This is a genomic window from Streptomyces sp. NPDC127100 (assembly GCF_042724095.1).
GTDB lineage: Bacteria > Actinomycetota > Actinomycetes > Streptomycetales > Streptomycetaceae > Streptomyces.
Genome location: NZ_JBHXFL010000044.1, coordinates 1 through 21,023, shown reverse-complemented (window position 1 = coordinate 21,023; position 21,023 = coordinate 1). Strand labels below are relative to the sequence as shown.

Below are 21,023 nucleotides of genomic sequence, written 5' to 3'. Positions count from 1 at the left end.
TCCTACGCCGACGGGAAGGCGTAAGCCTCCACCTCGGCCAGGCAGCGCGCCCGCAGCTCCTCGTCGTCCTCCAGGAAGGAGGCGAGGAAGGAGTTGCGGGCCAGTTCCCGCAGCCGCTCCTCGGTGAGGCCGAGCGCGGTGCGCACGGCGTCGAAGTTGTCGCCGGCGTAGCCGCCGAAGTAGGCGGGGTCGTCGGAGTTGACCGTGCACATCAGCCCGGCGTCGAGCATCGCGGGCAGCGGGTGGTCGGCGAGGGTGTCGACCGTGCGGAGCCGGACGTTGGAGAGCGGGCACAGGGTCAGCGGGACGCGGTCGCGCACCAGCCGCTCGACCAGTGCCGGGTCCTCCAGCGAGCGCAGGCCGTGGTCAATCCGCTCGACGCCGAGCACGTCCAGGGCCTCGGTGACGTACGCCGGCGGGCCCTCCTCGCCCGCGTGCGCGACGCGGCGCAGCCCGAGGGCGGCGGCGGCCACGTACACCTCGCGGAACTTCACCGGCGGGTGCCCGACCTCGGCGGAGTCCAGGCCGACGCCGATGATGCGGTCCAGGTACGGCTTCGCGGCGTCGAGGGTCTCCAGGGCCGACTCGGCGGACTCGTCGCGCAGGAAGCACATGATCAGCCGGGTGGAGACGCCGTGCTTCTCCCGGCTGCGGCCCAGCGCCCGCCACAGGCCCTCCACGACCGTGCCCATCCCCACGCCCCGGGCGAGGTGCGCCTGCGGGTCGAAGAAGATCTCCGCGTGCCGTACGCCCTGCGCGGCGGCGCGGGCCAGGTAGGCGTCGGCGAGGTCCTCGAAGTCCCGCTCGGTGCGCAGGACGGCCATGAGCTCGTAGTACAGGTTCAGGAAGGACTGGAGGTCCTCGAACCGGTAGGCCTCGCGCAGGGCGTCCGTGTCCGCGTACGGGAGGGCGACCCCGTTGCGGGCGGCGAGCTCGAAGGCCAGCTCCGGCTCCAGGGTGCCTTCGATGTGGAGGTGCAGTTCAGCTTTGGGCAGGGGCATCAGAGCATGGTACGGCGACTTCACCGACGTTTCGGAACCGGCACTCGCATCAGGTCGCGGGCCACCGTCAGCTCGCCTTCGTAGCCGGCCGCCCTCGCCTGCCGCTCGAACTCCTCCGGGTCCGCGTAGCGCTGGCTGAAGTGGGTCAGGACGAGGTGGCGCACGCCCGCCTCCCGGGCGGCCCGCGCCGCCTGGCCGGCGGTGAGGTGGCCGTGCTCGGTGGCGAGCTCCTCGTCCTCGTCGAGGAACGTCGACTCGATGACCAGGAGGTCGCAGCCCTCGGCGAGCTCGTGGACCCCCGCGCACAGCCGGGTGTCCATGACGAACGCGAACCGCTGGCCGCGGCGGACCTCGCTGACCTCGTCCAGCGGGACGCCGTGCAGGGAGCCCTCGCGCTGGATGCGGCCCACGTCGGGCCCCTTGATGCCGTGCGCGGCCAGCCGCGCGGGCAGCATGCGGCGGCCGTCGGGCTCGGTGAGCCGGTAGCCGTAGGACTCGACCGGGTGCGAGAGCCGGCGGGCCTCCAGCGTGTAGGCGGGGGTGACGGCGAGCGGCCCGTCCGTGTCGACCGGCGCCTCGGTGAGGGCGACCGTCTCGCGGTAGGCGGTGGCGTACCGCAGGCGGTCGAAGAAGCGCTGCCCGGAGCGCGGGTAGTGGGCGGTCACCTCGTGCGGGACCCGGTCCAGGTTGATGCGCTGGACGACGCCGGCGAGACCGAGACTGTGGTCGCCGTGGAAGTGCGTGACGCAGATCCGGTTCAGGTCGTGCGCGGCGACCCCGGCGCGCAGCATCTGGCGCTGGGTGCCCTCACCGGGGTCGAACAGGAGCCCCTCGCCGTCCCAGCGCAGCAGGTAGCCGTTGTGGTTGCGGTGCCGGGTCGGGACCTGGCTGGCGGTGCCGAGGACGACGAGTTCACGCACGGACATCGTCGGTCAGCCGGGGGGCCACTGGAGGCCGCGGCCGCCGAGGATGTGGGCGTGCGCGTGCCAGACGGTCTGACCGGCGCCGGAGCCGGTGTTGAAGACGATGCGGTAGCTGTCCAGCTTCTCGTCGTCGGCGACGGCCTGGGCCTCGCACAGCACGTCGGCGGCGAGCTGCGGGGCGCCGGCGGCGAGGGCGGCGGCGTCGCGGTAGTGCGCCTTGGGGATCACCAGGACGTGGGTGGGCGCCTGGGGGTTGATGTCGCGGAAGGCGACGGTGGTGTCCGTCTCCCGGACGATCGTCGCAGGGATCTGACCCGCGACGATCTTGCAGAACAGGCAGTCGTCCTGTGGCTCGCCGGACATGGGCGCTCCTTACGGTGGTGATCTTCTGAACGGCATCGTATCGAGTCCGCCGCGGCCCGCGGGCGGTCGTGCTCCTCCCGTGCCCGGACGGCCCGGGCGGTGCCCCGGCGGCGGCACGGGCGGGCGTGGGGAGCACGCCCGCCCGGCGCACGGCGTCCGCCGGCGGCTACGGCAGGCTCGGCGGGGTCTTGGCCGGGGTCTGCTCCAGCGCCTCCAGCGCCAGCCGGATCGCCTCGTCCAGTTGGGGGTCGCGGCCCGCCGCGTGGTCCTGCGGACGCTGCGGCACCTCGACGTCCGGATCGACGCCGTGGTTCTCCACGCCCCAGCCGTGGCCCTCCAGCCAGAAGGCGTACTTGGGCTGCGTGATCAGCGTGCCGTCGACCAGCCGGTAGCGGCTGTCGATGCCGATGACGCCGCCCCAGGTGCGGGTGCCGACGACCGGTCCGATGCCGAGCGCCTTGATCGCGGCGTTGACGATGTCGCCGTCGGACCCCGAGAACTCGTTGGCGACGGCGACGACCGGGCCGCGGGGGGCGTCCATCGGATAGCTGAGCGGCCGCATGCCGCGCGGCAGGTCCCAGCCGACGATCCGCCGGGCCAGCTTCTCCACGACGAGCTGGGAGGTGTGCCCGCCCCGGTTCTCGCGCACGTCGACGACGAGGCCCTCCCGGGCCACCTCGACCCGCAGGTCGCGGTGGATCTGCGCCCAGCCGGGCGCCTGCATGTCGGGGACGTGCAGGTAGCCGAGCCGGCCGCCGGACCTCTCGTGGACGTGGGCGCGGCGGTCGGCGACCCAGGCGTGGTAGCGCAGCGGCTCCTCGTCGGCGAGGGGGACGACGACGGCGTGCCGGAGGTCGCCGCCGCCGGACGGGGAGACGGTCAGCTCGACCGGCTTGCCGGCGGTGCCGACGAGCAGCGGGCCGGGCCCGGTGACCGGGTCGACGGGCTGACCCGCGACCGCGACGATCGCGTCGCCGGCCCGCACCGCGACGCCGGGCGCGGCGAGCGGGGAGCGGGCGTGGGGGTCGGAGGTCTCCGAGGGCAGGACGCGGTCGATGCGCCAGGTGCCGTCCTCGTGGCGGGAGACGTCCGCGCCGAGCAGGCCCTGCCGGGTGCCGCCGCCGTGGCCGCCGCGCGGGGTGACGTAGGCGTGCGAGGTGCCGAGCTCGCCGTGCACCTCCCACAGGAGGTCGACCAGGTCGTCGTGGGTGGCGACGCGGTCCAGGACGGGCCGGTAGCGGTCGAGGACGCCGTCCCAGTCGACGCCGTTCATGTCGGGCCGCCAGAAGTTGTCCCGCATGATGCGGCCGGTCTCGTCGTACATCTGGCGCCACTCGGCGGCCGGGTCGACGGTCTGCCGGACCCGGCCCAGGTCGACGGTGATGTTGGTGTCGCTGTCCTCGTCGCCCGAGGCCCGCCGGTCGCTGGGCACGACCTTGAGCCGTCCGTCGGTCCACAGCAGCACCCGCTTGCCGTCGCCGCTGACCTCGAAGTGGTCGGCGTCGCCCGCGAGGTGCTCGACGCGCTGCTGGGCGAGGTCGTAGCGCTCCAGCTCGGTGTGCGGGTCGGGGTCGTCCGGGTTGGCGCGGGAGGCGCCGAGGACGCCGATGACCGGGTGGCGCAGCCACAGGACGCCGTCCTTGGCGGCGCGCAGCCGGGAGTAGCGGGCGGCCTCCACCGGGAAGGGCACGATGCGGTCGGCGAGGCCCTCGATGTCGATGCGGGTCGTCGGGGTGCCCTCGCTGTCGGGGGTCTCCTCGCGGTCCGGGGTCTCGAAGGGGCGGCCGTGGCGCTGCGGGCCGAAGGGCGAGGGGGTGGTCGCGGCCAGCGTGATCAGGTACGGGCGGGCGCCCTCGACGAAGGCCAGGTCGAAGACGTGCTCGTCGTAGACCGGGTCGAAGGAGCGGGTGGAGAGGAAGGCGAGGTGCTTGCCGTCCAGGGTGAAGGCCGGCGAGTAGTCGCGGAAGCGCAGCGGGGTCGCCTCGCTCACCGACAGGTCGGTGGTGTTGGCGAGTTTGAGCTGGCGCAGCGGGTCGGGGCCGGGGTGGGACCAGGCGAGCCAGGCGGAGTCGGGCGAGAAGACGAGGCCGGAGGCGTCACCGTCCTCGCTGCGGTCGACCTCGCGGACCTCGCCGGTCTCGCGCTCGACGAGCAGCACCCGCCCGTCGTGCGAGGCGACGGCGGCGCGGCTGCCGTCGGGTGCCACGGCGAGGCCGAGGACCCGGCCGAGCTGCCCGGCGGCGAGGCGGCGCGGGGTGGCGCCGGGCGCGAGGCCGGTGGCGGGCGCGAACTCCAGCGCGTCGTCGCCCTCGGCGTCCGTCACCCACACCACCCACTCCTCGCCGTCGGCGCGGAAGGTGCGCGGCAGCCGGGCGCGGACACCGGGCGTGGCCGCCAGGGCGCGGGCCGGGCCGGCGCGGTGGGTGACCCAGTGGACGCCGCCGCGCACCGCGACGGCGCTGCCGCGGGCGGTGTGGTCGGGGGACGCGGAGCCGAACCAGCGGGCGGCGTCGACCGGGTGGGCCTGGAGGTCGGCGCGCGAGCCGCCGAGCCGGATGTCGAGCCGGCGCGGCTCGGCGCCGTCCAGGTCGTCCAGCGTCCACAGCTCACCGGCGCTGGAGTAGACGACCCGCGTGCCGTCGGTCGCGGCGTGCCGGGCGTAGAAGCCGTCGAGCGGCGTGTGCCGGCGCAGGTCGGAGCCGTCGGCGAGGGAGGAGTAGAGGGCGCCGGTGCCCTCGTGGTCGGAGAGGAAGGCGATCCGCCCGCCGGCCCAGAACGGGTACTCGATGTTGCCGTCGAGGTCGGCGTGCAGCCGCGTGAACTCGCCGTCGTCCCCGGCGTCGATCCACAGCTTGCCCGCCGTGCCGCCCCGGTACCGCTTCCACCAGGCGGCCTCGCGGCCCATCGACACGGACAGCAGCACGGTGTGCGGCCCGTACGCGACGTCGCCGACGGGCCCGTAGGGCAGGGTGGCGGCGGGTCCGCCGTCCAGCGGGACGGCTCGGGCCCAGCTGCGGCGCAGGCTGGCCTGGCCGTGGGTGCTGAGGGCGAGGACCCGTCCCTCCGGGGTCCAGCCGCGCACCTGGGTCCGCATGCCGCCCCAGTGCGTGAGGCGTCGGGCCGGGCCGCCGTCGACGGGCGCGACGTGCACCTCGGGGGCGCCGTCGCGGGTGGACGTCCAGGCGACGGTGGTGCCGTCGGGCGAGATGCGCGGGTGGTTCACCGGCATGTTGTCGGCGCTGACCCGCCAGGCCCGGCCGCCGTCGAGCGGGGCGAGCCACACGTCGTCCTCGGCGGTGAAGGCGACCAACTCGCCGTGCGGGTGCGGAAAGCGGAGGTAGGCAGGCGCTGCGGGCTGAGTCACCCGCACAGCCTATGCAGGGGCGGGGGTCGATCGACAGGGGTTCGGATCACTTCCCGCCGATGCGCGGGAGGCGACGGCCGCGCCCGGCGGGCTACTTGCCCTCCACGGGCCGGCAGTGCGGATCGTCCGGGCACCAGATGGTCCGGGTGACGGTGACCGTGGGGCCCGGCCGCTGTCCGGCGGGGTCCTTCGCGGGCGGGGAGGTCCCGGCGTCGCAGTTGCCCAGTCCCTTGACGTGGAACCACTGCTTGCCGCCCACCTCGGCGGTCAGGTCGCCGCGCACGCAGGCGCCGTTGACGACGCGGGTGACCTTGCCGTCGACGGTGATGTCCCGCCCGTCGTCCGTCTTCCCCTGGCAGTGCACGGAGGCGACGGTGTTCTCGCCCGCCGGGGCGGTGGTCCCGTCGCTTGTGGAGGACGCGGTGCACGTGAGCCACCGCACCCCGGCGTCGCGCCGGTCGAGTTCCCCGGTCACGGTCCGGTCGGTCGTGTACGCCACCGTCGCCGAGCCGAGTCCGCCCGGGTCGCAGGCGACGAGCCCGCCCACGGCGACGACCGCGACGGCCACCATCGGCGCCACGCGCCGACCGCCCGGCACGCTGCTCGGCGTGCTCGGGATGCTCGGGATGCGCCAAATCCGCCTCAATGCCCCCATGGAGGGCAGCCTGCCACTGGTGCGGGGCGCACCGGTAGAGCGCATACGGCCACTCCTCGCTACCGTGCGGCGCATGGGCAACGACCGCAGACGGCGCAGGCTCGTCGTGGACGAACGGACGACGTACCTGTGGAGCCACCGGCAGCGGAGGGGCCGCGACGGCGTCTGGCGCGACGCCCTCACGCTGTACCGCGACGGCGTCCGCGTCCGGATCGTCTTCCCGGCGGGCGAACCGGGCTCGGGCCGGTACACCACCGAGGGCGACTCCTGGTTCGAGGGCTGCGTGGCCGACGGCCGCGGCAACCTGCTCAACCTGCGCGAACCCGGTGTCGTACGGGCGCTGGTGGACGAGGCGGGCCGGCGCGGCCTGCTGCCCGGCGACGGGGGCCGTCCGGTGGAGCTGGACGGCTGGGAGCTGTTCCCCGCGGTGGCGTCGGCGCCCGCCGCCACCGCCGGGTGACGCCCCGTCAGGACCAGCGGCCGGTGCGGGCCAGGAGGACGGCGGTCGCCGCGGTGCCGGCGGTGGAGGTGCGCAGCACGCTGCGTCCGAGGCGGTAGGGCTTCGCACCGGCCGCCGCGAAGAGCGCCAGCTCCTCCGGCGACACACCCCCTTCGGGGCCGACGACCAGCACGATGTCGCCGGAGGCGGGGAGTTCGGCGGCGGCCAGCGGCTCCTCGCCGCTCTCGTGGAGCACGGCGGCGAAGGCGGCGTCGGCCAGAAGTGACGCAACCTGCTTGCCGCTCGCCGCGTCCGCGACGTCGGGGAAGCGGACCCGGCGGGACTGCTTGCCGGCCTCCCGGGCCGTCGCCCGCCACTTGCCGAGCGCCTTCAGGCCGCGCTCGCCCTTCCACTGCGTGACGCAGCGGGACGCCGCCCACGGCACGATCGCGTCGACCCCGACCTCGGTCATCGTCTCGACGGCCAGCTCTCCCCGGTCCCCCTTGGGCAGGGCCTGGACGACGGTGACGCGGGGCTGCTCCGGCGGCTCCTCGTGGACGCCGTCCAGCCCGGTCACGACCAGGCGGTCCTTGCCCTCGGCGGCCTTCACCACGCCCTCGGCCCAGCGCCCGCGCCCGTCGGTGAGGACGACGTCCTCGCCGGGCCGCAGCCGCTTCACGGAGACGGCGTGCCGTCCCTCGGGGCCGCCCAGGACGTACTCACCGCCGGCCAGGTCCCCCGGCCCGAGCGAGTCGACCACGAACACCGGAGCCGTCATCGGCCCGTACCTCCCGTCACGTACTGCGACAACGCCGTTCCCGCGGACGCGAGTTCGGCGGCCAGCACCTCCACGAGCTGCCCCGCGGGCAGCTCCCGGGCCATCCGGTGGCCCTGTCCCGCCCAGAGCGCCATGCCCTGCGCGTCGCCCGCCTTCGCCGCGGCCTTGCGCAGCGGCGAGGTGAGGTGGTGCACCTCCGGGTAGGCCGCGGGGGCGTACGGGCCGTGCTCGCGCAGGAAGCGGTTGACCAGGCCGCGGGCGGGGCGGCCGGAGAAGGCGCGGGTCAGTTCGGTGCGGACGAACAGCGGGTTGGTCAGCGCCTCCTTGTGGAGGGCGTGCGCGCCGGACTCGGGGGTGGCGAGGAAGGCGGTGCCGAGCTGGGCCGCGCTCGCGCCGGCCGCGAGCACCGCGGCGATCTGGGCGCCGCGCATGATGCCGCCGGCGGCGACGACGGGCAGGCTCACCGCCTCGCGGATCTGGGCGAGCAGCGACAGCAGCCCGATCCCGGCGCCGCCGGTCTCCGGATGGTCGCGGTGGGTGCCCTGGTGTCCGCCGGCCTCGACGCCCTGCGCGATCACCGCGTCGGCGCCGGCCCGCTCGACGGCCCGGGCCTCGTCGGCGGTGGTCGCCGTGACCAGGGTGAACGTGCCGACGCGGTGGAGCGAGTCGACGACCTCGGGACTCGGCACGCCGAAGTGGAACGACACCACCGGCACCGGGTTGTCCAGCAGCACCGCGAGCTTGGTGTCGTAGCCGTCGTCCCGGCCGCAGTCGGGGTCGCCGAGCTCGGTCCCGTACCAGGCGGCCTCACCGGCGAGCTGGTGGGCGTAGACGCCGACGGCGGAGGGGTCGGCCGTCTCCGGCTGCGGCACGAAGAGGTTGACGCCGAAGGGGCGGGCGGTCAGCCCCCGCACCTGCTTGATCTCCTGGTACATCCCGTCCGCGGTCTTGTACCCGGCGGCCAGGAACCCCAGCCCTCCCGCCTCGCACACCGCGGCGGCGAGCTGCGGCACGGAGACGCCGCCCGCCATGGGCGCCTGCACGATCGGGTAGGGGAAGAGATCGGTCAGTGCGGAGGACATGAGCGCATGTTGTCACGTCCTCCGCACGAGTCCGAATCCGGGCTTCCGCCGGCATACGCCAGGAGCATCCGCACCGCGAAGCCCCTGGCGGCGGCCCGTGTCAGCGCCCGTTGAACGCGTCCTTCAGCCGGGAGAACAGGCCCTGCTGACCGGGCTGACCGTGTCCGCCCGGGGGACCACCCCCGGACCCCCGGCAGACCGGCGCGCACCCCCGAAGAGCACGACACCGCCGGCCGCAGCCACCCGACAGCGCACCCCGTCAGCGCCCGTTGAACGCGTCCTTCAGCCGGGAGAACAGGCCCTGCTGACCGGGCTGGAACTGGCCCTGGGGCCGTTCCTCGCCGCGCAGCTTGGACAGCTCCCGCAGGAGGCGCTCCTGCTCGGGGTCGAGCTTGGTCGGGGTCGTGACCTCGACGTGGACGATGAGGTCGCCCCGGCCGCCGCCGCGCAGGTGGGTGACGCCGCGCCCGTGCAGCGGGATCGACTGGCCGGACTGGGTGCCGGGCCGGATGTCGACCTCCTCCATGCCGTCGAGCGTCTCCAGCGGCACCTTCGTGCCGAGGGCCGCCGCCGTCATCGGGATGGTGACCGTGCAGTGCAGGTCGTCGCCGCGGCGCTGGAAGGTCGAGTGCGGCAGCTCGTGGATCTCCACGTACAGGTCGCCGGCGGGGCCGCCGCCGGGGCCGACCTCGCCCTCGCCCGCGAGCTGGATCCGGGTGCCGTTGTCCACACCGGCCGGGATCTTCACGGTCAGGGTGCGCCGCGAGCGGATCCGGCCGTCGCCCGCGCACTCGGGGCACGGGGTGGGGACGACGGTGCCGAAGCCCTGGCACTGGGGGCAGGGGCGGGAGGTCATGACCTGACCCAGGAAGGACCGGGTGACCTGCGACACCTCACCGCGGCCGCGGCACATGTCACATGTCTGGGCCGAGGTGCCGGGGGCCGCGCCCTCGCCGTTGCAGGTGTTGCAGACGACGGCCGTGTCGACCTGGATGTCCTTGGTCGTCCCGAAGGCGGCCTCGTCCAGCTCGACCTCGAGGCGGATCATCGCGTCCTGGCCCCGGCGGGTGCGCGAGCGCGGACCGCGCTGCGACGCCGTACCGAAGAACGCGTCCATGATGTCCGAGAAGTTCCCGAAGCCACCCGCGCCGAAGCCGCCCGCGCCCGCTCCGCCGGCCTGCGAGAGCGGGTCGCCGCCGAGGTCGTAGACCTGCTTCTTCTGCGGGTCCGACAGCACCTCGTAGGCGGCGTTGATCTCCTTGAACCGCTCCTGGGTCTTCGGATCGGGGTTGACGTCCGGGTGCAGCTCGCGGGCGAGCCTCCGGAACGCCTTCTTGATCTCGTCCTGGGACGCGTCGCGGCGTACGCCGAGTACGGCGTAGTAGTCCGTGGCCACCTACGACTCCGCCAGGATCTGTCCGACGTACCGTGCCACTGCGCGTACCGCTCCCATCGTTCCCGGGTAGTCCATGCGGGTCGGTCCGACCACGCCGAGCTTGGCAACCGCCTCGCCGCCCGAACCGTAGCCCACCGACACGACGGACGTGGAGTTGAGTCCTTCGTGGGCGTTCTCATGACCGATACGGACGGTCACGCCCGGATCCTTCGCCTCGCCGAGCAGCTTGAGGAGCACGACCTGCTCCTCCAGTGCCTCCAGGACGGGCCGGATCATGAGGGGGAAGTCGTGCCCGAAGCGGGTGAGATTGGCGGTGCCGCCGATCATCAGCCGCTCCTCGTTCTCCTCGACCAGCGTCTCCAGCAGTGTGGAGAGCACCGTGGAGACCGTACCGCGGTCCTCGGCCTCGAAGGCCTCCGGCAGATCCTCGACCAGGCTCGGGACGTCCGAGAACCGGCGGCCCGCGACCCGGCTGTTGAGCCGCGCGCGCAGATCCGCCAGGGACGCCTCCCCGAACGGCGCCGGGCAGTCGACCATGCGCTGCTCGACCCGCCCGGTGTCCGTGATCAGCACGAGCATCAGGCGCGCGGGCGCCAGGGAGAGCAACTCCACGTGCCGCACGGTCGACCGGGTCAGCGAGGGGTACTGCACGACGGCGACCTGCCGGGTGAGCTGCGCGAGCAGCCGCACCGTGCGGGCCACCACGTCGTCGAGGTCGACGGCGCCCTCCAGGAAGTTCTGGATGGCGCGCCGCTCGGGCGCGGTCATCGGCTTGACGCCGGCCAGCCGGTCGACGAAGAGCCGGTAGCCCTTGTCGGTCGGGATGCGCCCCGCGCTGGTGTGCGGCTGGGCGATGAAGCCCTCGTCCTCGAGGGCCGCCATGTCGTTGCGCACGGTGGCCGGGGACACGCCGAGGTTGTGCCGCTCGGTGAGGGCCTTGGAGCCGACGGGCTCCTCGGTGCCGACGTAGTCCTGGACGATGGCGCGCAGCACCTTCAGCCTGCGTTCACTGAGCATCGCGCACACCTCCAAAAAGCCGTCCGCCCGGTGTTCTCCCTGGCACTCACCGTGTTCGAGTGCCAGACTTCCCCGGCCCAGTGTACGGCCGCGGGGTACGCCCCCGGCAAGGGCGGGGCGCCGCCGTCGTGACCGGGGCCCTCCGGCGCTAGCGTCGGCGCCGTGACGGTGACTTGGGAAGACCTGGGGTGGGAGCGGCTGGCGGCCGGGGTGGGGCGGTGCCGCCTGCCGGGGTGGGACTGCACGGCGGGGCTGGTCGTCGGCGCGGACGCGGCGCTGTCGGTCGACGCCGGGTCGGGCCTCGGCGAGGGCGCGCGGTTGCGCGGGGCGGCGCGGGAGCTCGCCGGTCGCCGTGTGACGCATCTCGCGCTGACCCACGCGCACTTCGACCACGTCCTCGGCGCCGCGGCGTTCGCGGGCGCGGAGGTCTTCGGGGCGGCGGGCGTGGCCGCGGTCCTCGCGGGGGGCCGGGAGGCGCTGCGCGCGGACGCGGTGGCCCACGGCCTGGACGCCCGGCTCGCGGAGGAGGCCGCGGACGCCCTCGTCCCGGTGCGCCACGAGGTGTCCGGCGAGCGGACGCTCGACCTGGGCGGCGGCCGGCGGGTGGTGCTGGCCGACGTGGGCCCCGGGCACACCGGGCACGACCTCGCGGTGCTGGTGCCGGGAGACCCCGCGGTCGTCTTCTGCGGGGACCTGGTCGAGGAGTCCGGCGAGCCGCAGGCGGGGCCCGACGCCGTACCGGCCCGCTGGCCGGCCGCCCTCGACCGGCTGCTCGGCCTGGGCGGCGAGGACGCGCTGTACGTTCCCGGGCACGGGGCGGTGGTGGACGCGGCGTTCGTCCGGGCCCAGCGGGACGCGCTGGCCGCCCGCTTCGGCGTGTCGCGTTGATCACGGCGCGGGCGTTCCTCGTATCGTCGGCAGAATGCGCCAGTACTCCGCCGATCTGACCCCGCCGTGGAAGAAGCCGCAGCCGGTGCCCGAGGTCCCGGCCGACCCCGGTCTGGTGGTCGAGGAGCCCGGCACCGGCTTCTGCGGCGCGGTGGTCTCCTGCGAGGCGGGGACGGTGACGCTGGAGGACCGCTTCGGCAAGCACCGGGTGTTCCCGATGGAGCCGCGCGGCTTCCTGCTGGAGGGCCGTGCGGTGACCCTGGTCAGGCCGGCGGCGGGTCCGGTACGGCCCACCCGTACGGCGTCCGGTTCGGTGGCCGTCCCCGGCGCCCGGGCGCGCGTGGCCCGCGCCGGCCGCATCTACGTCGAGGGGCGGCACGACGCCGAGCTGGTCGAGAAGGTCTGGGGCGACGACCTGCGGGTCGAGGGCGTGGTCGTGGAGTACCTGGAGGGGGTCGACGACCTGCCGTCCGTCGTCGACGGTTTCGCGCCGGGCCCGGACGCGCGGCTGGGCGTCCTGGTGGACCACCTGGTGCCGGGGTCGAAGGAGTGGCGGATCGCCGAGGCGGTGACGAGCGAGCACGCGCTGGTGGTGGGCCACCCCTACATCGACATCTGGGAGGCGGTGAAGCCGTCCTCCCTGGGCATCGCCTCCTGGCCGCGGGTGCCGCGCGGCCAGGACTGGAAGACGGGGGTGTGCCGGGCGCTGGGCTGGCCGGAGAACACGGGGGCCGCCTGGCAGCACATCCTGGGGCACGTGCGGTCCTACAAGGACCTCCAGCCGGAACTGCTGGGCCGCGTGGAGGAACTGATCGACTTCGTGACGGCCTGAGTCCCCCGCAGCCGGGCGGGAGGGAGCCCGGTCAGTCGACCAGGTCCCGCACCACCGCGTCCGCCAGCAGCCGCCCGCGCAGGGTCAGCACGGCCCGCCCCTCCCCGTACGGCCCCTCCTGGAGCAGCCCGTCCGCCAGCGCCCGGCGCGAGGCCGCGAGGCCCTCCTCCCGCAGCAGCGACAGCGGCACCCCCTCGCGCAGCCGCAGCTCCAGCAGGATCCGCTCCACCCTCCGGTCCTCGTCCGTCAGCACCTCACGCCCGGCCCCCGGCGACTTCCCCGCCGCCAGCACCCCCGCGTACGCCCCCGGGTGCTTGACGTTCCACCAGCGCACCCCGCCCACGTGCGAGTGCGCGCCGGGTCCGGCACCCCACCAGTCGGCCCCCCGCCAGTACAGCTCGTTGTGCAGGCACCGCCCCGCGTCGGAGGTCGCCCAGTTCGACACCTCGTACCAGTCGAAGCCCGCCCCGGACAGCGTCTCCTCGGCGATCAGGTACCGGTCGGCGTGCACGTCGTCGTCGGTCATCGGGACCTCGCCGCGGCGGATGCGCCGGGCGAGCTGCGTGCCCTCCTCCACGATCAGGGCGTACGCGGAGACGTGGTCCGGTCCGGCGCCGAGCGCCGCGTCCAGCGAGGCCCGCCAGTCGTCGTCGGACTCGTCCGGGGTGCCGTAGATCAGGTCGAGGTTGACGTGGTCGAAGCCGGCCGCGCGGGCCTCGGCGACGCAACGCTCGGGGCGGCCCGGGGTGTGGGTGCGGTCCAGGATCCTCAGGACGTGCTGCCGGGCGCTCTGCATGCCGAAGGAGATCCGGTTGAAGCCGCCCTCGCGCAGGGTGGCGAGGTACGCCGGGTCGACCGACTCCGGGTTGGCCTCCGTCGTCACCTCCGCGTCGGCCGCGAGGCCGAACTCGTCGCGGATCGCGTGCAGCATCCGCACCAGGTCACCGGCGGCCAGCAGGGTGGGCGTGCCGCCGCCGACGAAGACCGTGCGGACCTCGCGCGGGTCGTCGCCGAGCACCCTGCGGGCCAGGCGGACCTCGTCGACGAGCGTCTCGGCGTAGTTGTCGCGGGAGGCGAGGACGCCGCCGGTGCCGCGCAGCTCGGTCGCGGTGTAGGTGTTGAAGTCGCAGTAGCCGCAGCGGGTCGCGCAGTACGGGACGTGCAGGTAGAAACCGAGGGGGCGGTCGGCGGCGCCGGCGAGCGCGGACGCGGGCAGCGCGCCGTCGGCGGGGACGGGTTCGCCGTCGGGGAGTGCGGAGGGCATGCGTTCCATTGTCCCGTACGGCCGCGGTTACTCGGCCTGGAGCACCAGCAGCGCCAGGTCGTCCTCCGGGGGCCGGGCCCCGAACTCGTGCACCAGCCGCCTGATGCGCTCGGCGACCAGTCCGGCGTCCAGCCCCGCGCACCCGGCGAGCGCATCCGCGAGCCCGTCGCCGTCGTCGAACTGGCGGGAGCCGCTGCGCCGCTCGGTGACGCCGTCCGTGACGCACAGCAGGGTCTCGCCGGACCGCAGCTCGAAGGTCTCGCTGGTGTAGGTCGCGTCCTCGAGGACGCCGAGGAGGGTCTGCGGCCCGGCGACCGTGCGGACGGTGCCGTCGGGGGCGAGCAGCAGGGGCAGCGGGTGCCCGGCGGAGGCGAGGGTGCAGCGGACGACGCCGTCGCCGGCGGGGACCAGCTCGCCGTAGAGCAGGGACAGGAAGCGGGTCTGCGGTCCGTCGCCCGGGGCAACCGGACGGCCTCCGGCGGCGATGAGGGCGCGGGCGGCGGCGTCCGCGGCCTCGGTGGCGTCGTCGAGGAGGAGCTGGTTGAGGCGGTCGAGGACGTCGGGGACGCCGTACCCCTCGCGGGCCAGCAGCCGCAGCCAGGGCCGGGCGAGCCCGATGACGACGGCGGCCTCGGGGCCCTTGCCCTGGACGTCGCCGATGGTGAAGCACCAGCGGCCGTCGCCGGCCTGGAAGAGGTCGTAGAAGTCGCCGCTGGGTCCGCCCTTGTCGCACGGCTCGTGGACGAGGGCGCTGCGCACGCCCGGGATCTCGGCGACGGCGCCCGGCAGCAGACCGCGCTGGAGGACGGCGCTGATGGTGACCTGGCGGGCGTACTGGCGGGCGGCGCCGATGGCGAGCGCCACCCGGCGGCTGAGGTCCTCGACCAGGCCGCTGATCTCGTCGGGGAAGCGGGAGGTGCCGGCCCGCCCGATGACCAGGGTGCCCAGCGGCCGGCCGCCGGTGACGAGGCGGTAGGCGAGCGCGGCGCCGTGCGGACCGAGCGCGTCGCCGGGCCAGGGGTGGACGACGGGGCCGGAACGCCACGGGTCGCGGGCGCGGGGCGGGGCCTTCTCCAGGGCCGGCCACAGGGCGTCGACGCGGCTCTCGGCGGCATGCCAGACGCGGGCCAGCCGTGCTCCGACGGCCGCCCCGGTGTCGTCGCCCCAGGCTCCCCGGCCCAGGGCCTCGTCCTCGAGCCACACGGCGCACCAGTCGGCGAGGCGCGGCACGACGAGCTGGCCGGTGAGGGAGGCGACCAGGTCCTCGTCGAGCTGTCCGGCCAGCAGGTCGGAGGCCTCGGCGAGGAAGGACAGGGCCCCGCGGCCCAGCCAGTCCCGGTCGCGCACGCCGCGCCGCCCCGGTTCGGCCGTGCCGTCCCCCGGGTCCGGCCACCGGGGGCCGTCCGGCCACGGAGTGCGGTCCGGCCCGTCCGCCGCGCCGGCGCCGCACTCGGTCGGTCGGACCCCGAGTGCCGCGTCGGCGCCGCACTCGGTGTCCACCCGGCCGTCCGGGTCCTCCGGGGGCTCGGTGCCGGCCGGGGACAGGGGGTGCCGCGGCTCCTGCTCACCGGCGTCGGCCCCGGCCCGTCCGGCGGTCTCGTCGTCCCGCGCGGGCAGGCGGGCCCAGACCGTCTTGCCGCCCGGCCGGTAGGTGATGCCCCAGGCCTCGGAGAGCGCGGCGACGAGCCGCAGGCCGCGCCCGTACTCCGGGGTCTCGCCCGGCATGTCCTGACCGCCGCCCCGCGGCGCACGGGAGAGGTGGCGGTCGGCGACCTCGACGACGAGCGCGCCCGTCTCCTCCAGCCGGCAGATCACCTCGACGTCGGTCCCGGCGTGCACGACGGCGTTGGTGACCAGCTCGCTGACGACCACCAGCGCGTCGGCGGCGAGGTGGCCGGTGAGCCGCTGCGCCCCGGGCAGGCCGAGCGCGGCCCAGTCGGCGAGCGTGGCCCGCACCGTCGCGCGGGCCGCGCCCGGCGCGAGGGAGCTGCCGAGCAGGGTCACGTGCGCCCGCGCGCACTCCCGGGCCGGCGCCTCGGCGGCGGGTGCGGGTGCACCGCCGGCACAGGAGACGGTTTCCCGTTGCGTCGGAATGGCCCCCATGGACGGCTCCCCGGGCAGTTCGTGCGAGTGCTTCGCAGTCGTTGCCCGACAGAGTGACAGAACGGACCCGTCCATGAGCACGGAGTCACCGAAGTGGACCGCCACGGGTGAGAACCGTGCTAGAGGAACACCCGAACGCAGGTCCCCCGGCCGAGTTCCGAGCCGTGCGGCCGTCCTCGTCCGCCGCGCGGACGGCCGCGGTGCGCTACGCCTCGCGCGAGCCCTCGTACATCTCCTCGATCAGGTGCTTGTACTCGCGCTCCACCACCGGCCGCTTCAGCTTCAGGCTCGGGGTGATCTCGCCGTGCTCGACGTCGAGGTCGCGGGGCAGCAGGCGGAACTTCTTGATGGTCTGCCAGCGCTGGAGGCCCTCGTTGAGCTGCTTGACGTAGCCGTCGACCATCTCGACCGTCTCCGGCGCCGCGACGACGTCCGCGTACGGCTTGCCGTCCAGGCCGTTGTCCTTCGCCCACTCCATGATCGCGGCCTCGTCGAGGGCGATGAGCGCCGTGCAGAAGTTCCGGTCGGCGCCGTGGACCAGGATGTTGGAGACGTACGGGCACACCGCCTTGAACTGGCCCTCGACCTCGGCGGGCGCGATGTACTTGCCGCCCGACGTCTTGATCAGGTCCTTCTTGCGGTCGGTGATGCGCAGGTAGCCGTCGGGCGAGAGCTCGCCGATGTCGCCGGTGTGGAACCAGCCGTCGGACTCCAGGACCTCGGCGGTCTTCTCGGGCAGCTTGTGGTAGCCCTCCATGATGCCGGGGCCGCGCAGCAGGATCTCGCCGTCGTCCGCGATGCGCACCTCGGTGCCGGGCAGCGGCTTGCCGACCGTGCCGGTGCGGTAGGCCTCGCCGGGGTTGACGAAGGAGGCGGCGGAGGACTCGGTGAGGCCGTAGCCCTCCAGGATGTGGATGCCGGCGCCGGCGAAGAAGTAGCCGATCTCCGGCGCGAGGGCGGCCGAGCCGGACACGCAGGCCCGCAGCCGGCCGCCGAAGGCCTCGCGGATCTTGGCGTAGACGAGCTTGTCGGCGACGCCGTGCCGGGCGGACAGGCCGAAGGGCGCGCTCACGGTGCCGGTGCGCTTGAAGTTGTCCTGGGTGACCTTGGCGTACTCGCGGGCGACGCCGGCGGCCCACTGGAAGATCTTGTACTTGGCTCCGCCGCCCGCGCGGGCCTTGGCGGCGACGCCGTTGTAGACCTTTTCGAAGATGCGCGGGACGGCGGCCATGTAGGTCGGCCGGACGACCGGCAGGTTCTCGATGATCTTGTCGACGCGGCCGTCGACGGCGGTGACGTGACCGGCCTCGATCTGGCCGGAGGTGAGCACCTTGCCGAAGACGTGCGCGAGCGGCAGCCACAGGTACTGCACGTCGTCCTTGGTGACCAGGCCGGTCGCGGCGATCGCCTTCGCCATGTACGACCAGTTGTCGTGCGGGAGGCGGACACCTTTGGGCCGGCCGGTGGTGCCGGAGGTGTAGATGAGGGTGGCGAGCTGGTCCTTGGTGAGCGCGCCGACCCGCTTCACGACCAGCTCCGGGTCCGTCTCCAGGCGGGCCGCGCCCCGGCGCTCCAGCTCGTCGAGGGTGAGGACCCAGTCCTCGCTGGTGTCCGCGCCGGCCGCGTCGATCACCACGACGTGGGTGAGGTCGGGCAGCTCCGCCCGCTTCTCCTTGGCCTTGACGAGCTGGGCGGCGTCCTCCGCGATCAGCACCCGGCTCTCCGAGTCGGACAGGATGTACGCCGACTCCTCCGCGTTGGTCTGCGGGTAGACCGTGGTCGTCGCGGCGCCGGCGCACATGATGCCGAGGTCGGTGAGGATCCACTCCAGCCGCGTGGAGGAGGCCAGCGCCACGCGCTGCTCGGGCTGGACGCCGAGCTCGATCAGGCCGGCCGCGATCGCGTAGACCCGCTCGGCGGCCTGGGCCCAGGTGAGCGACTTCCAGTCGTCCGGGCCCTCGCCGGAGGCCGGTGGGACCGGGTAGCGGTACGCCTCGGCGTCCGGCGTGGCCGCCACACGCTCCAGGAAGAGTCCCGCCACGGAGGGCGGACGGTTCTCGATCAGTGTCTGTGTGTCGCTCACGACATCCTCCGGGCCCGCGACGGTGCGGCTGGCTCAGGTGCGGCTGGTTTCACTCTCGGGCGGTGGTTCGGGCTCGTGCTCGCGCGGCCGTTCCCGGCCGTTGTTTAACTCACGAGTAACTATGGGGCAGGCATCAGAGTAAAGGGCGACCGGCCCGCGCGTAAGACTCCGCGCCCTGTCACTTCACACGAACGCCCGCCCGTGACGTGCGAAGGGGCCCGCCGCGCTTTCGCCCGGCGAGCCCCTTCGCGTCCGCTTTGCCCGTGGTGTACGGGAACGGTGGCGGTTACTTCTTGCCCTTGGCCGATCCCGCGCTGTCGTCGCTGGAGAGGACGGCGATGAAGGCCTCCTGCGGAACCTCCACGGAACCCACCATCTTCATCCGCTTCTTGCCTTCCTTCTGCTTCTCCAGCAGCTTCCGCTTGCGGGAGATGTCACCGCCGTAGCACTTGGCGAGGACGTCCTTGCGGATGGCGCGGATGGTCTCGCGGGCGATCACCCGGGAGCCGATGGCGGCCTGGATGGGCACCTCGAAGGCCTGGCGCGGGATCAGCTCGCGCAGCTTGGCGACGAGCCGCACGCCGTACGCGTACGCCGCGTCCTTGTGGGTGATCGCCGAGAAGGCGTCCACCTTGTCGCCGTGCAGCAGGATGTCGACCTTGACCAGGCTGGAGGTCTGCTCGCCGGTGGGCTCGTAGTCCAGCGAGGCGTAACCACGCGTCTTCGACTTCAGCTGGTCGAAGAAGTCGAAGACGATCTCCGCGAGCGGCAGGGTGTAGCGGATCTCGACCCGGTCCTCGGAGAGGTAGTCCATGCCGAGCAGGGTGCCGCGCCGGGTCTGGCACAGCTCCATGATCGAGCCGATGAACTCGGTCGGCGCGAGGATCGTGGCGCGCACGACCGGCTCGTACACCTCGTTGATCTTGCCCTCGGGGAACTCGCTCGGGTTGGTGACGGTGTACTCGGTGCCGTCCTCCATGACCACCCGGTAGACCACGTTGGGGGCGGTGGCGATGAGGTCGAGCCCGAACTCGCGCTCCAGCCGCTCGCGGATCACGTCGAGGTGCAGCAGGCCGAGGAAGCCGACGCGGAAGCCGAAGCCGAGGGCCGCGGAGGTCTCCGGCTCGTAGACCAGGGCGGCGTCGTTGAGCTGGAGCTTGTCCAGCGCCTCGCGCAGCTCCGGGTAGTCCGACCCGTCCAGCGGGTAGAGGCCGGAGAAGACCATCGGCCGGGGGTCCTTGTAGCCGCCGAGCGCCTCCTCGGCGCCCTTGTGCTGGCTGGTGACGGTGTCACCGACCTTGGACTGGCGGACGTCCTTCACACCGGTGATCAGGTAGCCCACCTCGCCGACGCCGAGACCGTCGGCGGACAGCATCTCCGGCGAGTTGGTGCCGATCTCCAGCAGCTCGTGGGTGGCGCCCGTCGACATCATCCGGATGCGCTCGCGCTTGTTGAGCTGGCCGTCGATGACACGGACGTACGTCACGACACCGCGGTACGAGTCGTAGACGGAGTCGAAGATCATCGCGCGGGCGGGGGCGTCCGCGACGCCGACCGGGGCCGGGATCTCGGCGACGACCTTGTCCAGCAGCGCGTCGACGCCGAGTCCGGTCTTGGCGGAGACCTTGAGCACGTCGTCGGGGTCGCAGCCGACCAGGTTGGCGAGCTCCTCGGCGAACTTCTCGGGCTGCGCGGCCGGCAGGTCGATCTTGTTCAGGACGGGGATGATCGTGAGGTCGTTCTCCATCGCCAGGTAGAGGTTGGCGAGGGTCTGGGCCTCGATGCCCTGGGCGGCGTCGACGAGGAGGATCGTGCCCTCGCACGCGGCGAGCGACCGCGAGACCTCGTACGTGAAGTCGACGTGCCCGGGGGTGTCGATCATGTTGAGGATGTGCGTGTTGCTCTTGTCGTGGGTGGGGGCCCACGGCAACCGCACCGCCTGGGACTTGATCGTGATGCCGCGCTCGCGCTCGATGTCCATGCGGTCGAGGTACTGGGCGCGCATCTGCCGCTGCTCGACCACACCGGTCAGCTGGAGCATCCGGTCGGCGAGCGTGGACTTGCCGTGGTCGATGTGCGCGATGATGCAGAAATTGCGGATCAGAGCCGGGTCGGTACGGCTCGGCTCGGGCACATGGCTAGGGATCGCGGGCACGCAGGGTCCTGATTCTTGAGGCGTCCGCAGTGTCTGCGGTCTCGGGTCGGATCGTTACGCAGCTTCCATCGTCCCACGCGCGGGGACCATGGAGGGGTTTGGGAGGGGTTGGGGACGGGTTTGGGCCAGTCATCGGGCCGCTGGTACTGTGGGGGGCTGTGTCTCATGCCCTCTCAGCGCGAGGCACACCTCAAGAAATCACCGGCCCGGGACCCGAGCGGCCCCGTGCCTGAACCTGAAAAGGCTCATTCGTGGCGAACATCAAGTCCCAGATCAAGCGGAACAAGACCAACGAGAAGGCCCGGCTGCGCAACAAGGCCGTCAAGTCCTCTCTGAAGACCGCGATCCGCAAGGCTCGTGAGGCCGCTGCCGCGGGCGACGTCGAGAAGGCCACCGAGTACCAGCGCGTTGCCGCGCGTCAGCTCGACAAGGCCGTCTCCAAGGGCGTCATCCACAAGAACCAGGCCGCCAACAAGAAGTCGGCTCTGGCGCAGAAGGTCGGCGCCCTCCAGGGCTGAACCTCACATCTGGTCTGACCGCCGGAAGGACCCAGAGCGGGCCCTCTCTCATCCGCTCCCGTCCGGCACCCCGGACCCGTGCGCGGCCTGCGTTCGCCACGCGGGCATGGGTCCCCCAGCTTGATCCGAAGGCCCCGGTGGCCGTCCTCCCCAGGACGGCCA

17 protein-coding genes are annotated in these 21,023 nt (G+C 73.6%); 4 read left to right on the top strand and 13 right to left on the bottom strand.

The genetic code is table 11. The features are described from left to right. Nucleotides 1-2: 2 nt before the first annotated feature. From ACFWJB_RS29240 to ACFWJB_RS29220, 5 genes are all read right to left on the bottom strand, one after another. Complete coding sequence (locus ACFWJB_RS29240) at nt 3-1,001, bottom strand: adenosine deaminase (protein ID WP_386925993.1); 999 nt, start codon at nt 999-1,001, stop codon at nt 3-5. Nucleotides 1,002-1,021: 20 nt separating this feature from the next. Continuing rightward, nucleotides 1,022-1,927 (bottom strand): ribonuclease Z, encoded by a 906-nt coding sequence (locus tag ACFWJB_RS29235; protein WP_385460258.1) that lies wholly within the window; start codon nt 1,925-1,927, stop codon nt 1,022-1,024. 6 nt (nt 1,928-1,933) lie between these two features. Further along, a complete protein-coding gene (locus tag ACFWJB_RS29230) occupies nt 1,934-2,287 on the bottom strand; it encodes a histidine triad nucleotide-binding protein (RefSeq protein WP_385460256.1) in 354 nt (117 codons plus the stop codon). A gap of 166 nt (nt 2,288-2,453) precedes the next feature. After that, nucleotides 2,454-5,657, bottom strand: coding sequence for a S41 family peptidase (locus tag ACFWJB_RS29225; RefSeq protein WP_386925990.1), 3,204 nt, complete (start codon nt 5,655-5,657; stop codon nt 2,454-2,456). 85 nt (nt 5,658-5,742) lie between these two features. After that, entirely contained in the window at nt 5,743-6,306 is a 564-nt protein-coding gene (locus ACFWJB_RS29220; protein WP_386925988.1) for a hypothetical protein, read from the bottom strand. Between the two features lie 73 nt (nt 6,307-6,379). Between ACFWJB_RS29220 and ACFWJB_RS29215 the strand changes: the two genes are divergently transcribed. Then, nucleotides 6,380-6,766, top strand: coding sequence for a hypothetical protein (locus ACFWJB_RS29215; protein WP_385460250.1), 387 nt, complete (start codon nt 6,380-6,382; stop codon nt 6,764-6,766). Nucleotides 6,767-6,773: 7 nt separating this feature from the next. Here ACFWJB_RS29215 and ACFWJB_RS29210 read toward each other — a convergent pair whose 3' ends face one another. The 4 genes from ACFWJB_RS29210 to hrcA form a co-directional block, all read right to left on the bottom strand. Next, nucleotides 6,774-7,523: a 16S rRNA (uracil(1498)-N(3))-methyltransferase gene (locus ACFWJB_RS29210; RefSeq protein WP_385460248.1), complete on the bottom strand. Its 750-nt coding sequence runs from the start codon at nt 7,521-7,523 to the stop codon at nt 6,774-6,776. Beyond that, complete coding sequence (locus ACFWJB_RS29205; protein ID WP_386925986.1) at nt 7,520-8,605, bottom strand: nitronate monooxygenase; 1,086 nt, start codon at nt 8,603-8,605, stop codon at nt 7,520-7,522. Before ACFWJB_RS29205 ends, ACFWJB_RS29210 begins: the two co-directional genes overlap by 4 nt. A gap of 259 nt (nt 8,606-8,864) precedes the next feature. Then, nucleotides 8,865-10,001, bottom strand: a complete 1,137-nt coding sequence (dnaJ, locus tag ACFWJB_RS29200; protein WP_385460244.1) for a molecular chaperone DnaJ — start codon at nt 9,999-10,001, stop codon at nt 8,865-8,867. Then, entirely contained in the window at nt 10,002-11,018 is a 1,017-nt protein-coding gene (gene hrcA / locus ACFWJB_RS29195) for a heat-inducible transcriptional repressor HrcA (protein ID WP_385460242.1), read from the bottom strand. A gap of 162 nt (nt 11,019-11,180) precedes the next feature. Here hrcA and ACFWJB_RS29190 point away from each other — a divergent pair, with 162 nt between their 5' ends. Both ACFWJB_RS29190 and ACFWJB_RS29185 read left to right on the top strand, forming a co-directional pair. Further along, nucleotides 11,181-11,906 carry an MBL fold metallo-hydrolase gene (locus ACFWJB_RS29190; protein ID WP_386925983.1) on the top strand — a complete coding sequence of 242 codons (726 nt, stop codon included), beginning with the start codon at nt 11,181-11,183 and terminating at the stop codon, nt 11,904-11,906. Nucleotides 11,907-11,940: 34 nt separating this feature from the next. Further along, entirely contained in the window at nt 11,941-12,738 is a 798-nt protein-coding gene (locus ACFWJB_RS29185) for a DUF3097 domain-containing protein (RefSeq protein WP_386925982.1), read from the top strand. 31 nt (nt 12,739-12,769) lie between these two features. Here ACFWJB_RS29185 and hemW read toward each other — a convergent pair whose 3' ends face one another. From hemW to lepA, 4 genes are all read right to left on the bottom strand, one after another. Then, on the bottom strand, nt 12,770-14,002 hold the full coding sequence (gene hemW / locus ACFWJB_RS29180) for a radical SAM family heme chaperone HemW (RefSeq protein ID WP_386925980.1): 1,233 nt from the start codon (nt 14,000-14,002) through the stop codon (nt 12,770-12,772). Nucleotides 14,003-14,029: 27 nt separating this feature from the next. Next, on the bottom strand, nt 14,030-16,105 hold the full coding sequence (locus ACFWJB_RS29175; RefSeq protein ID WP_386925978.1) for a SpoIIE family protein phosphatase: 2,076 nt from the start codon (nt 16,103-16,105) through the stop codon (nt 14,030-14,032). Between the two features lie 205 nt (nt 16,106-16,310). Then, on the bottom strand, nt 16,311-18,188 hold the full coding sequence (locus ACFWJB_RS29170) for an AMP-dependent synthetase/ligase (RefSeq protein ID WP_385460233.1): 1,878 nt from the start codon (nt 18,186-18,188) through the stop codon (nt 16,311-16,313). A gap of 286 nt (nt 18,189-18,474) precedes the next feature. Continuing rightward, complete coding sequence (lepA, locus tag ACFWJB_RS29165; RefSeq protein WP_385460231.1) at nt 18,475-20,343, bottom strand: translation elongation factor 4; 1,869 nt, start codon at nt 20,341-20,343, stop codon at nt 18,475-18,477. Between the two features lie 251 nt (nt 20,344-20,594). On the opposite strand from lepA, the gene rpsT reads away from it, so the two are divergent. Then, a complete protein-coding gene (rpsT, locus tag ACFWJB_RS29160; protein ID WP_362488760.1) occupies nt 20,595-20,861 on the top strand; it encodes a 30S ribosomal protein S20 in 267 nt (88 codons plus the stop codon). Nucleotides 20,862-21,023 lie beyond the last annotated feature (162 nt).